This window comes from Sphingomonas citricola, assembly GCF_019429535.1.
In the GTDB taxonomy this organism is placed as follows: Bacteria; Pseudomonadota; Alphaproteobacteria; order Sphingomonadales; family Sphingomonadaceae; genus Sphingomonas; species Sphingomonas citricola.
The window spans coordinates 468,286-480,144 of the sequence record NZ_JAHXZM010000003.1 but is presented as its reverse complement, the minus strand read 5'-3'; the positions used below and the strand labels follow the sequence as shown (position 1 = coordinate 480,144).

At 64.1% G+C, this 11,859-nt stretch carries 12 protein-coding genes and 2 pseudogenes; 6 read left to right on the top strand and 8 right to left on the bottom strand.

Translation table 11 applies throughout. The features are described from left to right. Positions 1 to 20 precede the first annotated feature (20 nt). From KZ810_RS09990 to KZ810_RS09975, 4 genes are all read right to left on the bottom strand, one after another. A complete protein-coding gene (locus KZ810_RS09990; RefSeq protein ID WP_219768922.1) occupies positions 21 to 464 on the bottom strand; it encodes a DUF4126 domain-containing protein in 444 nt (147 codons plus the stop codon). Between the two features lie 168 nt (positions 465 to 632). Continuing rightward, a complete protein-coding gene (locus tag KZ810_RS09985) occupies positions 633 to 884 on the bottom strand; it encodes a hypothetical protein (protein ID WP_219768921.1) in 252 nt (83 codons plus the stop codon). A gap of 24 nt (positions 885 to 908) precedes the next feature. After that, positions 909 to 1,172: a hypothetical protein gene (locus tag KZ810_RS09980; RefSeq protein WP_219768920.1), complete on the bottom strand. Its 264-nt coding sequence runs from the start codon at positions 1,170 to 1,172 to the stop codon at positions 909 to 911. Positions 1,173 to 1,324: 152 nt separating this feature from the next. After that, on the bottom strand, positions 1,325 to 2,782 hold the full coding sequence (locus KZ810_RS09975; RefSeq protein ID WP_219768919.1) for a M20/M25/M40 family metallo-hydrolase: 1,458 nt from the start codon (positions 2,780 to 2,782) through the stop codon (positions 1,325 to 1,327). Positions 2,783 to 2,889: 107 nt separating this feature from the next. Here KZ810_RS09975 and ettA point away from each other — a divergent pair, with 107 nt between their 5' ends. Next, a complete protein-coding gene (ettA, locus tag KZ810_RS09970) occupies positions 2,890 to 4,569 on the top strand; it encodes an energy-dependent translational throttle protein EttA (protein ID WP_219768918.1) in 1,680 nt (559 codons plus the stop codon). Next, positions 4,569 to 4,997 (top strand): ribose-phosphate pyrophosphokinase, encoded by a 429-nt coding sequence (locus KZ810_RS09965; RefSeq protein ID WP_258044697.1) that lies wholly within the window; start codon positions 4,569 to 4,571, stop codon positions 4,995 to 4,997. Before ettA ends, KZ810_RS09965 begins: the two co-directional genes overlap by 1 nt. A 3-nt stretch (positions 4,998 to 5,000) precedes the next feature. Here KZ810_RS09965 and KZ810_RS09960 read toward each other — a convergent pair whose 3' ends face one another. Together KZ810_RS09960 and KZ810_RS09955 are read right to left on the bottom strand one after the other, a co-directional pair. Beyond that, entirely contained in the window at positions 5,001 to 5,573 is a 573-nt protein-coding gene (locus tag KZ810_RS09960; RefSeq protein WP_219768917.1) for a Uma2 family endonuclease, read from the bottom strand. A 43-nt stretch (positions 5,574 to 5,616) separates the two neighbouring features. Further along, the gene (locus KZ810_RS09955) at positions 5,617 to 6,099 is read right to left on the bottom strand and encodes an Lrp/AsnC family transcriptional regulator (RefSeq protein ID WP_219768916.1); all 483 of its coding nucleotides are present in this window, start codon (positions 6,097 to 6,099) and stop codon (positions 5,617 to 5,619) included. 110 nt (positions 6,100 to 6,209) lie between these two features. Between KZ810_RS09955 and ald the strand changes: the two genes are divergently transcribed. Beyond that, a complete protein-coding gene (gene ald, locus KZ810_RS09950) occupies positions 6,210 to 7,289 on the top strand; it encodes an alanine dehydrogenase (protein ID WP_219768915.1) in 1,080 nt (359 codons plus the stop codon). Between the two features lie 59 nt (positions 7,290 to 7,348). On the opposite strand, the gene KZ810_RS09945 is transcribed toward ald, so the two are convergent. Continuing rightward, on the bottom strand, positions 7,349 to 8,140 hold the full coding sequence (locus tag KZ810_RS09945; protein ID WP_219768914.1) for a S1/P1 nuclease: 792 nt from the start codon (positions 8,138 to 8,140) through the stop codon (positions 7,349 to 7,351). A 208-nt stretch (positions 8,141 to 8,348) separates the two neighbouring features. Here KZ810_RS09945 and KZ810_RS09940 point away from each other — a divergent pair, with 208 nt between their 5' ends. The 3 genes and pseudogenes from KZ810_RS09940 to KZ810_RS09935 all read left to right on the top strand — a co-directional run bounded on the left by KZ810_RS09940 (position 8,349) and on the right by KZ810_RS09935 (position 11,420). After that, positions 8,349 to 8,714 carry a hypothetical protein gene (locus KZ810_RS09940; protein ID WP_219768913.1) on the top strand — a complete coding sequence of 122 codons (366 nt, stop codon included), beginning with the start codon at positions 8,349 to 8,351 and terminating at the stop codon, positions 8,712 to 8,714. A gap of 1,557 nt (positions 8,715 to 10,271) precedes the next feature. After that, positions 10,272 to 10,442: pseudogene (locus KZ810_RS17435) on the top strand (Arm DNA-binding domain-containing protein); the annotation flags it as partial. A gap of 69 nt (positions 10,443 to 10,511) precedes the next feature. Beyond that, complete coding sequence (locus KZ810_RS09935) at positions 10,512 to 11,420, top strand: tyrosine-type recombinase/integrase (RefSeq protein WP_258044695.1); 909 nt, start codon at positions 10,512 to 10,514, stop codon at positions 11,418 to 11,420. A gap of 185 nt (positions 11,421 to 11,605) precedes the next feature. On the opposite strand, the pseudogene KZ810_RS09930 reads toward KZ810_RS09935, so the two are convergent. Further along, positions 11,606 to 11,818 (bottom strand): annotated as a pseudogene (locus KZ810_RS09930) (integrase core domain-containing protein); the annotation flags it as partial. Between the last annotated feature and the right edge of the window lie 41 nt (positions 11,819 to 11,859).

Here is an 11,859-nt window from a genome sequence, read left to right as displayed (position 1 = left end):
CCCGATCGATCCCTCGATCGCTATTTGCGCACGATTGCCGCGGCAGAGGACAGCACCGCCAGATCCTCCGCGAACCCCGTGGGCGTCTGACCATAACGCGGCAGCCACGCCATGCGGGTGCGCCAGCCGGGGTAGGACGCGACCACCGCGGTGACGCCACCGATCGCGGCGCCGATCCAGCGCCGGCGTTTCGGCACCAGCGCCGCGCCCGCGATCGCGGACGTGACGAAGCGCGCGGCGAGGCCGATCGGCACGATCCGGTCAGGGGCGGTCTTCTGCTTGTCGCCGGCGATCTCCCCGATCGCGAGCGCCAGCGTACCGGCGGCAACCAACGGGTTGGCGAGCAGCCTGGGCGCGCCATTGTCGGCAGGCAACTGCCCGCGCGCGGCCGCGATCGCAACGGTCGCGAGCGGGGTCATCGCGCGCTGGCCACCGATCAGGCCCATGAGGAAGGATTTGCGCATCTCGTCTCCGCCGTCGGTTTCCACCGCACACAACTCGGGGCGGGCGTTCCGGTTCAGCGACGCAAGACGGGATTGTAGCTTGTCGGGTATGAAGTGCCCTGACACGAAAAAGGGCGCCCAACGAACGGGACGCCCTTGATCAGCTGAACGGTGTTGACGAGCCGCGCTTCAGAAATTCGCGGCAGTGTCGGACACGTTGACCGTCTCCGATCCATTGTCGAACGTGGCGGCCGCGCCGGAGAGCGTCTGCCGCTCCGCCGCATTGGCCTGACCCGCCGCTTCCGCCTCCAGCTCGTTCGCCATCTGCTCGAGATTGGCGGACAATGCCTCGGCACCGTTCTCGATCGACACCGGTTCGGGTTTGCTGCAACCGCCGAGCAGAAGAAGCGCGGCGCCCGCCAGGGGAATGATCCTAGGCATCAGCACGACCCGAACCGGGCCAGATCACATGTTGGTGGTGGCGCCGTCAGCCGAGTCACGGACGTTGTCGGCCGCGTCGTGGATGTTCTCGGCAACCGCCTCGGCGTTGTCCTCGGCGAACGGGTTCGCCGTGGTGTTCGACATGTCGGCGACGTTGTCGGCCATCGCGTCCATGTTGTCCGCCATCATGTCGGCGTTGTTCTCGACCGCGGCGGCTTCCGGCGACTTCGAGCAAGCAGCAACGGACATCAGGCCGGCAGCAGCGGCAACGAGCAGGATCTTCTTCATTCGAATGCTCCCAAGCATCACAAAAATCGCGGCCGACCCCAACGCCGTCGCGAAACGCCCGAATACCCTAGCGGTTCAGGGGGTCAATAAGGAAAATTCATCGGGCGTACAGGTTGCGACGAGTGGTTGCCGACCCGGCAGCGTGCATTTGGTCACGGCCGGCTGACCGGTCCGATTTCCTCCGGCGCGTCGGCGACCACCGCGAGCATCGTCGTCCAGGCGGCGACATTCTGCTGCAATTGCGCGGGGTCGACGCGGTCGAGCGTGTCGTCGGGCGTGTGGTGGACGTCGAAATAGCGCAGCCCCGACTGATTGAGGTCGATCCCCGCCACTCCGGTCGCGATCGTCGCCTCGATGTCGGAGCCGTCGCCGCCGGGCCCCGTGCCGCGAACAATCCCGAGCGGCGCGAGCGCGCTGGCCAGGCGGTCGGCGACCGGCGTGGCCGACGATGGCAGAGTCGTCTCGAACCGCCAGACACGATCGGCGCCGAAGTCGCTTTCCGCCGCGATCGCGTGACGCTCAACGCCGTGCTTCTTCGCGTAATCCTCACCACCGAAGCCGCCGACTTCCTCCGCGCCGAACCACACGACCCGGATCGTGCGGCGCGGACGCCGGCCCGAGTCGAGAATACGCTTCGCGGCTGCGGTAGTGATCGCGACCCCGCTCGCGTCGTCGATCGCGCCGGTCGCGAGATCCCAGCTATCGAGGTGCCCGCCGACCAGCACGACGCCGGCATTCGGATCGGTACCGGGCACTTCGGCGATGACGTTGCCCGATTCGTGGCTGCCGGTCTGCTGGGGGGTAAGGACGAGGCGCATCCGGATCGGCTTGCCGCGCGACGCCATCCGCTCGATCAATTCGGCGTCTGGAACCGACAAGGCGGCGGCGGGGATCGCTGCGGTGCCCGCGGGAAAGTTGGTGACGCCGGTGTGGGGCAGGCGGTGCGTGTCGGTACCGATCGAGCGGATCACGATCGCGGCCGCGCCCTTCGCGGCGGCGAGCGCGGGCCCGGTGAAGCGCGCGGGGCCGTTCGCGCCGTAGCTCGACCCGTCCTGCGTCGGCTGCATCGAGTTGCCGATATAGACGATCCTGCCGCGGATCGCGGTGGCGGGTGCGTTCAGGAACTCGGTCATGCTCGGGAAGACAGCCAGTTCGGCGGTCAACCCCTGCGCGCCGGTCGATCCGGAATTGCCTAGTGCCGCCAGCTTCAGCTTCTGTGCGAACGGCTCAACGATCTCGGCTTCCTCGGTGCCGCGGACCCAGACGGGCATCTGGTACGTCTCGATCCGCACGTTCTTGAAACCGAGCGCCTTGAGCTTGGCCGCGCCCCAGGTGCGCGCGCGCGCTTCGGCCTCGGTGCCGGCGAGGCGTTGTCCGACTTCGGTCGTCAGGCCCTCGACGATATCATAGGCGACCTCGTCCTTCAGTGCGGCGTCACGCAGCGCGGCGACCCGCGCGTCGACGGGCGCTGGCGGCGTCGGCGCGGGGCGGGTGATCGCGGGCTGGCCCGCTGGCGTCGATGCCGCCGCGGTCTGCGCCGCCACGGGGGCGGACAGGGTGATGGCGGGCAGGGCGGAAGCGGCGGTCGCCGCGAGCAGGATGCGCTTCATGGAGCGAAGGCGTAACCGGCACCTGCCGGTTTGCCAACGCCGCACGGGGGCCTTACATGCGAGCGGAACGAATTTCCCCGCAGCATCATCACGCGAGAAGGCGACCCATGGCCGTCCAGTACACCTACGTCATGAAGGGTCTGACCAAGACCTTCCCGGGCGCGAACAAGCCCGTGCTCAACAACATCCACCTGCAATTCATCCCGGGCGCGAAGATCGCGATCATCGGCCCGAACGGCGCCGGCAAGTCGACGCTGATGAAGATCATGGGCGGGATCGACACCGATTTCGTCGGCGAGGCGTGGGCGGCCGAGGGCGTGCGCGTCGGCTATCTGCCGCAGGAGCCCAAGCTCGACGACAGCAAGACCGTGATCGAGAACGTGCGGCTGGGTGCAGGTCCGGTCGCCGACATGGTGGAACGCTTCAATGCGATCTCGGCCGAGATGGGTGATCCCAAGGACGACACCGATTTCGACGCATTGATGGAGGAGATGGGCGATCTTCAGGCGAAGATCGACGCCGCCGATGGCTGGTCGCTCGACAGCCAGCTCGAACAGGCGATGGAAGCGCTGCGCTGCCCGCCGTCCGACGCGCCCGTCACCAACCTGTCGGGCGGCGAGAAGCGCCGCGTCGCCTTGTGCCGGCTGCTGCTCGAAAAGCCCGACATCCTGCTGCTTGACGAGCCGACCAACCACCTCGACGCCGAGAGCGTGTCGTGGCTGGAGAATTTCCTGAAGGAATATACCGGCAACGTCATCCTCGTCACCCACGACCGCTACTTCCTCGACAACGTGGTCAACTGGGTGCTCGAGCTCGATCGCGGGCGGTATTACACCTACGAGTCGAACTATTCGGGCTATTTGGAGAAGAAGGCCAAGCGACTGGAGCAGGAGGAGCGCGAGGAGGCCGGGCGCCAGCGCGCGATCGCCGACGAACTCGCCTGGATGCGCCAGACCCCCAAGGCGCGCCAGACCAAGTCCAAGGCGCGTATTCGCGCGTTCGACGAACTGATGGAGAAGCAGGAGAACCGCGTCGCGGGCAAGGCGCAGATCCTGATCCAGCTGCCCGAGCGTCTGGGCGGCAAGGTGATCGAGGCCAAGGGGCTGACCAAGTCGTACGGCGACAAATTGCTGTTCGACGGGCTCGACTTCACGCTGCCGCCGGGCGGCATCGTCGGCGTGATCGGTCCCAACGGCGCGGGCAAGTCGACGTTGTTTAAGCTCATCACGGGGCAAGAGCAGCCCGACGCGGGGACGATCGAGGTCGGCTCGACCGTCAAGCTCGGCTACGTCGACCAGAGCCGCGACCACCTCGATCCGAACAAGAACGTGTGGCAGGAAATCTCCGACGAGCTCGAGGTGTTCCGCTTCGGCAAGCAGGAACTGGGCACGCGCGCCTACGTCGGCGCATTCAACTTCCGCGGGCCCGACCAGCAGAAGAAGGTCGGCCAGCTCTCGGGCGGTGAGCGCAACCGCGTCCACATGGCGAAGATGCTGAAGGAGGGCGGCAACGTCCTGCTGCTCGACGAGCCGACCAACGACCTCGACGTCGAGACGCTGCGCGCGCTCGAAGAGGCGCTGGAAACGTTCGCGGGTTGCGCGGTGGTCATCAGCCACGATCGCTTCTTCCTCGATCGCCTCTGCACCCACATCCTCGCATTCGAGGGCGACAGCCATGTCGAATGGTTCGAGGGCAATTACGAGAGCTACGAGGAAGACAAGCGCCGTCGCCTGGGCGATGCCGCCGACCGTCCGACGCGGCTGGCGTACAAGAAGCTCACACGCTGATGCGGGGCGCCTCCGGTCCGAGCGATGATTTGTCGCGCTGGCTGGAGGCGGAGGGGATCGTGCCCGTCGAGGGGCCGGGCACGATCGCCGATGTGGCGCTGGTGCGCGCCCTGCTGGTCGCGGCGGCGCGCGAGGGGCGGGCGGTGAGTTATTCCGAGCTGCTGCGCGCGCTCGGCCACCGCTTCACCCGGCCGAAGATGCGCGCCTTGTGCAAGACGCTCGACGCGATCGATGCCGCGGGCGAGGAAGCCGGAGAACCGGCGCTTGCCGTGCTGGTAGTGCGCGAGGGCGATCGGCTGCCGGGGCAGGGATGGTGGACGACGCTCGCCGAACGGCTTGGCTATCGCGAAGCGTGGGAAGGCGCGGAGGCGGAACGGTTCGTCGCTGCCGAGCAAGCGAAGGCGTTCGCGTACTGGCGGGTACGCTGATCGTCAGAGATGGTTGGTTTCGACCGTCAGATTGGCGATGGTGGCAGCTGCGATGACCGTGCCGAACTCATGCCGGACATGATCGCCGTAACCGCCGTTCATGGGCGACCATAGCTGGTGGATGGTCCGGCCGTTCACATCGATTACCCAATATTCGGGCACTCCGTGCCGGGCGTAGAGGGCCGCTTTACGGCCTAGGTCAGATTGCAATGTCGCGTCCGCAATCTCCACCACCAGCGACACGCTGGTGCCGGGAACCGGACCAGGGCCGTGCGGTTCGGCGGTGAGGAGCAGGTCGGGCTCGGGCACGTCGACGGGCGCCCACGTAACGCTGGCTTCTACCATGACGTGTAACGTCGAGCATGCGGCACGAAGGCCATCACGCAGCGCATCGTACAACGCCATTTTCGCGAGCGCGTGTGGGCGGTGTTGCGCGTTCATGTAGGTGACCTCACCGTCGATCAGCTCCGTCTTGCCGTAGCCGTCGAAGGCGCCGTCGCGATCGAGCGAGAGAAAGTCCTCGACCCGCAGCTTCACGCGCGTCGGCACGTTGGTGATCGGCACATGCTCGGTCATGCGAGCGAAGCTATCATGGACCCGTTCGGGTTCCAATCGCACCTCAATCGAGCAGGTGGAGCGGTAGCCGCGCGGCGACGACCTCGCGCAGGACGAAGCCCGATTCCATGCTGGTGACGCCGGGCAGTCGCGACAGTTCCTCGCGGTGGACCTCGGCGAAATGCGCGAGGTCGCGCGCCTGGACGGTGACGAGGTAATCGTAGGATCCCGACATCAGGTCGCAGCGCACCACCGAAGGGCTTTCGGCGATCGATGCTTCGAACGCGTCGAGCACGTCCTTACGCTGGCTTTCCAGCGTCATCTTGATGTGGACGGTGGTGCCGAGGCCCAACTGGCCGAGATCGAGCCGCGCGGCGTAGCCGGCGATCACCCCGCTTTCCTCGAGCGCGCGTTGCCGCCTTGCGATCGCGGTGGCGCTGCGCCCGATCCGCTCGGCGAGGGCGAAGGCGGTCGCGCGCGCGTTTTCCACTAGGGCGCCGAGCAGGCGGCGGTCGATCCGGTCGAGCGGTTCGGAATGCTGCGTCATCGGCATTTATGATGCAGGAAACGGGCGGTCATCGGCAAGTCGCGCGCGCGCTTTGCCGGGAATTGGCGCAACCGTCGCCGTAAAAGGCGGCAAACGTGAGGAGAGTCGCGATGCGCGTCGGTGTGCCCAAGGAAATCAAGAATCACGAATATCGCGTCGGCCTGACGCCGGGTGCGGTGCGCGAATATGTCGCGCACGGGCACGAGGTGCTGGTGCAAGCGGGTGCCGGGCTCGGCATCGCGGCGTCGGACGACGTTTACCGCGCGGCGGGTGCGGAGATCGTCGACACCGCGCAGGAAGTGTTCGCGTGCGCGCAGATGATCGTGAAGGTCAAGGAGCCGCAGCCGAGCGAGTGGGTCCAGCTGCGCGACGACCAGATCCTGTTCACCTACCTCCACCTCGCCCCCGACCCCGAGCAGGCCAAGGGGTTGATGGCCTCGGGCGTGACCGCGGTCGCGTACGAAACCGTCACCGACGCGCGCGGCCAGCTCCCGCTGCTCGCGCCGATGAGTGAGGTCGCGGGCCGGTTGTCGATCGAGGCGGCGGGGCACGCATTGAAGGCTCCGAACGGCGGGCGCGGCGTGCTGCTGGGCGGCGTACCGGGCGTGCAGCCGGGCCGCGTCGTCGTGCTGGGCGGCGGTGTCGTCGGCACGCACGCGGCGCGCATGGCGGTCGGCCTGGGTGCCGAGGTTACGATCATCGATCGCTCGATCCCGCGGCTGCGCGAGCTCGACGAGCTCTTCGCCGGTCGCGTCCGCACGCGCGTCTCGACGCTCGAATCGATCGAGCAGGAGATCGCCGAGGCCGACGCGGTCATCGGCGCGGTGCTGATCCCCGGTGCGTCGGCGCCCAAGCTCGTCACGCGTCCGATGCTCGCGCACATGAAGCCGCGCGCGGTGCTGGTCGACGTCGCGATCGACCAGGGCGGCTGTTTCGAAACCAGCCACGCGACGACGCACGCCGAGCCGACCTACGAGGTCGACGGTGTGATCCATTACTGCGTCGCCAACATGCCGGGCGCGGTGCCGCTGACGTCGAGCCACGCGCTCAACAACGCGACGCTCCCCTACGGCCTCGCACTCGCCGACAAGGGCTATGCGGCGTGCGAGGAAAATCCGGGGCTGATGGAGGGTCTGAACGTCCGCGGCGGCAAGATCGTCAACAAGGTCGTCGCCGACGCACTCGCCTGACCGACCGCCGATCGACGGGTAAGGGGGCGGCGTGTTTCCGACACGCCGCCCCTCTCGTATCAGCGCCGCTTGCCCGCGGGTTTGAACAGTGCGTTGAGATAATCCGCGAGCCGGACGCCACCCATCTCTAGCCGCTGCTCCAGCCGCGCCTTCATCTGGTAGATATAGCCGTACGACAGCGCCGGATCGGTCGGGTAGATCTGGTCGCGCAGCGCGGTGTCTTCGGCGATCCAGACGTTCGGGTCGATGCTCGCCCAGGCGCGGCGATCCGCCGGGGTGATCCGCGCGCCGAGCCACGCGCTCAGTTCGGTGTACGACAATTGCTCGTCGTCGATCAGCGCCGAGTCCCATACCGAGTGGAGGTTGGTCGGGCGGCCGAAGAACGTCACCGATACCTCGTTCCCTCCCTTGTCGGTACCGTTGCCGGCGTGGAGCGGCTGGTGGAGATCGCCGACGATGTGGATGATGAAGCGGAGTGCCGCCTGACGTTCGGCGAGTGGCTTGCCCGTATCGCGCACGACCGCGCTGAAGCGGCGCAGCGCGGTGACCGCGTCGCCCTCGGGCGGCGGCGTGACCTCGGCATAGGTCTTGCCCTTGGGCACCGTCACGTAATGCCACGGCGTCGAATCGTGCTGCCAGTAGGGCGCCGGATCGGCGCGCATGAAGTCGGGCCAGTTTGACGCCTCCGCCATCGTCTCGACGCCCAGGATGCCACGGACGCCCGCGCGCGCATCGGGGGTGAGCAGAGGCTCGGCGATCGCGCCGACGACGCGGTGGCCCGTCTTTCCCCAGGCAAGGGCGGGGCTGGGCAGGGCGAGGAGTGCCGAGACGGCGAGGGCTAGGTAACGCATTGCAATGCCGTGACCGACAAATGTGACGACGGCATGATCGCGCGCGTCGCACCACTGCAATCTCAGGCTCGGTATTGGACGCCGTGGCGTCGTTTCTGCGGCGGAACAGTTACGCCGCCTGCCGGGTTGATCACGCCGTGACCGGGCGGGAGCGATCCTGCCTGGGCCGCAATGGTCGGGCGCCGCGCGCCCTTGTTCGGGAGGATGTATGAAGAAGATTCATTTCGGTCTGGCGCTGGCGATGGCCGCAGCCCCGCTCGCCGCGTGCAGCGAGCGTGCGCAGGAGCAGACCGCGCAGGCCGCCGACGCGATCGGTGACGATGCCAAGAACGTCGGATCGCGCGCCGCCGCCGCGACCGACCGCGCCGCCGATGACGTGGCCGCCGCCGCCGACCGTGCCGGCGAGAAGCTCGACCGCGCGGGCGACCGCGCCGCTGCCGCGACCAAGAATGCGGCCCGTGACGCCGACGCGGCCGCCGACCGTGCGGGCGAAAAGATCGATCGCGCTGGCGACCGCGCCGCCGACCGCACCGGTGCTGCGCTCCAGAATGCCGGCGCAGCGATCCGCGACTAAGACGACGCAACCGGCGGCGTGATCGTCACGCCGCCGGTCGGTTGTTGGTGATGCGCCTGCTGAGCGTTGGGGTGAATCTGGTCAACTTGGTAAGGCGACCCCGAGACGGTCGTGTCGGAACCACGCTTCGATACGAGATGTGAGCCCGGAGCAAGCTGGAGGCCACACTCTCCTCGGTGGTGAATATTGCGGCACCAACCATGCAGAAGTTTAGAAATCTGCGCTCAGCGACATCCTGCAATGGCGGAAAGTGCTGGCCTTGCGAGGCGAACCAATCGTAGCAGAGATAGGAGCTTCCCGAGGGAGGTGGTGGACGCACTTGGGCTCGAACCAAGGACCCGCTGATTAAGAGATCGCTACTGTTTAACCTCAGTTGACACTGCCTGACGTAATTAGCCATTTTGGCTCAACCTAAAGCGGGTTTTCGATGCTGTTGTGTCAATTGGCGTTAAGCAACGTAACTTTGAGGTAAGTGAGCAACTGGCACATTACTGGCACCAGCGTTAGTCAGCGTATCCTAATGAACGCTCTCGATACGGTTTGTAGATACGCCGCTGTCCTGCCGGATAGGGAGGAGTGTGAGGCGGTCGTTAGTTGCCGACGTCGATGGTCATCATGACCCTTCAATACTATCTGCGAACGTTCATCATGTTCCTTATGTAGTCACCTCGCCGCTTGTGACTGTCCGATCTGGCCAACCCTCTACGTGGTCGCACGCCTAATTGCAGGGCATGATGCCTGTGGCGTACATAGCGTCTTTAACGACTCGAGATCGTAGCCGTGGTGCTGCGCAGCGACTAAGCCTCGCGCATGTCAGCAAGCAGTCCCGCCGCTCCCGTGTGGTCGCTGACTTCGCCAGAGGCCATGAAGAAGCACAACCCTCGGCCTTTCGCATCAGCCATCGCGTGGAGCTTGGTGCTTATGCCGCCATCGGTAACGTCCGACCAGGCGACCGATCTCTCTGTTGTTCACTCGCGCAACCGATAGCGTCAGCTTTGTTTTTAGAGTAGGCCGCGTCAATAACGATCCTCTTCGGCTCGATTCCATCGCCGTCAGCTCGTCAAAATGCGCGCGGACACGACTGGCGCACCATGGCGCTTCCATCGTCTGTGTACCATCTCCTGCGGACCGAAGACTACGGGTGCACTTCGCCAGCGAAGCTCGTTCTTGTTGACGAAGACAAGGCCGCTGAGCACCCGCCGGTACCTCACCCCGTGCTTGCCGTGTCATTTGTAACAGGACGGCCGCAGCCGTTCCGCTTGCTGGCTCGTCAGCCCCAGCGGGTTGCTCGGTGCGGGCGCCTTGCGGAGCTTGGGTCAGGGAGTAACTCTGCCATCAATAGATCTCGACACTAAGAAAAGCCATGGCGTCTGAGCTGTCGCTGATTCTTTTTGAAGTGTTAGTTTGCCTTTATCATGGATGGGCCCTCGGCTTCCTACATCCCTTTGGTGAAGGAGGTGTTATGGTTGCACAAAGGTTGACAAACAAGTTTGTAGAGTCAATTCTGTGGATTCCAGGTGAAGGTGAGGTGCTAGATACCATAAGTCCGGACTTCGTATCTTGAAGCGACCTACAGGGCGTCATTCCTGGATACTACGACGTTCATTTAAGGGGTCCACAAGAAAGCTTACGCTTGGTCCACTTTCGCGTTTCTCGCTACAAGAGGCGCGTGAATGGGCGCTCAGCATAAATCAATCCTTTGATTGCGGCGTTGATCCCACGGAAGAGTCTCGCAGACAGGAGGCTGAGCGGCAAAGGCTGGCTGAGCGAACTTGTGATTGGCTATTCGCGCAATACATGATGCACGAAGGTAATCAGCGGAAGTCAGCGCGGGAAAAGCTTCGCCTGTATAATCGAGATGTGAAGCCGTTTATCGGTGATAACATCTATTTCCATATCACACACAAAGACTTAGCCAATATATTACAGGCGAAGTTAGCAGTAGCCCCTATCGCTTCGAACCGCCTCGAGAGTCTTTTAAAGCGTTTGTTTCGGTGGGCCACTACCAAAGGTCGTCATGTCACGGACCTCACGGTAGATCCTTCTGAGCACCTTACAAAGTTTGCTCTTTCCAAATCTCGCGAGCGGGTCATGGTGGATCAAGAGTTGAAGCTGTTTGTCAATGTCCTTAACAAACTTGAATCTTCATTCACTGATCCTCTGATCGTGGCATTGTACACCGGTGCTAGGCGTGGGGAGGTGTTCGGCCTTAGGTGGGCTGAGCTTAATCTTGATCGAGGAGAATGGATCCTTCCAAAATCACGCACTAAGAACGGTCAAGAGCTTCTTCTGCCGTTGTCGCAGCCGACAGTAGACCTGTTGGATAAAGCGGCAAGTAAGCGTGAGCCGAGGCAGCAACTCGTATGGCCTACACGTTTGAACCCTCAAAAGCCCATGAGCGGATTTAGTAAGATCACGAAGACGCTCAACGAGCTGATGGAAAAGAGTGCAAACAATAACGGAATCTATTTTGAGCCGATTACGATACATGATATTCGACGGTCTGTCGGAACTGGGATGAACGGATTGTTAAACGACGATGGACATCCGGTGATTCCACCTCATGTGGTAGAACGTGTACTTAATCACAAGTTGCCCGGCTTACAGGCTGTCTACAATCGCCACAATTACTACGCTGAGAAAAAAGCCGCTTTGCGAGTGTGGGCAGAGCATTTGGAAGCCTTGCGTAAGGGCGGAGCAGATTAGACTATTTTCGCAGCGTTCAAGTGGCAACGAGTGCGAATGTGACCAATTGCCATCATTTGCGGTGACGCGTGCCGCCTGGATCTGACGTGACCTCCGCCTTTCGTCCAGCGGTAAGCAGAGCCTGAGTTGTCGCGCATGAGTGCAGGTGAAGCAACGGGTGGGGTCAACCCCGCCCGTTGCTGTTCGAGTTCGGCAGCGAAGGCTGTCGGAGTGGCATAACCCACCGACGAGTGGGGTCGTTCGGTGCTGTAGTCGTCGACCTAGCGCGCCAGGGTCGAGCGGGCTTGGCTGATGGTGAAGAACAGCGTCTCGTTGATCAGCTCGTCGCGCATGCGACCCTTGAAGCTCTCGATGAACCCGTTCTGCGTGGGCTTGCCCAACGCGATGTAATGCCACTCGCTGCGGGCAGCCATCGGAATCTACCCCTGCGTTTCGGGGG

What these genes read in the sequence shown, in the direction of transcription:
- KZ810_RS09940 (WP_219768913.1), top strand. Translation starts at nt 8,349, where the DNA reads ATGAAGAAGATTCATTTCGGTCTGGCGCTGGCGATGGCCGCAGCCCCG.
- KZ810_RS09990 (WP_219768922.1), bottom strand. Translation starts at nt 464, where the DNA reads ATGCGCAAATCCTTCCTCATGGGCCTGATCGGTGGCCAGCGCGCGATG.
- ettA (WP_219768918.1), top strand. Translation starts at nt 2,890, where the DNA reads ATGGCCGTCCAGTACACCTACGTCATGAAGGGTCTGACCAAGACCTTC.
- ald (WP_219768915.1), top strand. Translation starts at nt 6,210, where the DNA reads ATGCGCGTCGGTGTGCCCAAGGAAATCAAGAATCACGAATATCGCGTC.
- KZ810_RS09965 (WP_258044697.1), top strand. Translation starts at nt 4,569, where the DNA reads ATGCGGGGCGCCTCCGGTCCGAGCGATGATTTGTCGCGCTGGCTGGAG.
- KZ810_RS09980 (WP_219768920.1), bottom strand. Translation starts at nt 1,172, where the DNA reads ATGAAGAAGATCCTGCTCGTTGCCGCTGCTGCCGGCCTGATGTCCGTT.
- KZ810_RS09935 (WP_258044695.1), top strand. Translation starts at nt 10,512, where the DNA reads ATGATGCACGAAGGTAATCAGCGGAAGTCAGCGCGGGAAAAGCTTCGC.
- KZ810_RS09945 (WP_219768914.1), bottom strand. Translation starts at nt 8,140, where the DNA reads ATGCGTTACCTAGCCCTCGCCGTCTCGGCACTCCTCGCCCTGCCCAGC.
- KZ810_RS09985 (WP_219768921.1), bottom strand. Translation starts at nt 884, where the DNA reads ATGCCTAGGATCATTCCCCTGGCGGGCGCCGCGCTTCTTCTGCTCGGC.
- KZ810_RS09960 (WP_219768917.1), bottom strand. Translation starts at nt 5,573, where the DNA reads ATGACCGAGCATGTGCCGATCACCAACGTGCCGACGCGCGTGAAGCTG.
- KZ810_RS09975 (WP_219768919.1), bottom strand. Translation starts at nt 2,782, where the DNA reads ATGAAGCGCATCCTGCTCGCGGCGACCGCCGCTTCCGCCCTGCCCGCC.
- KZ810_RS09955 (WP_219768916.1), bottom strand. Translation starts at nt 6,099, where the DNA reads ATGACGCAGCATTCCGAACCGCTCGACCGGATCGACCGCCGCCTGCTC.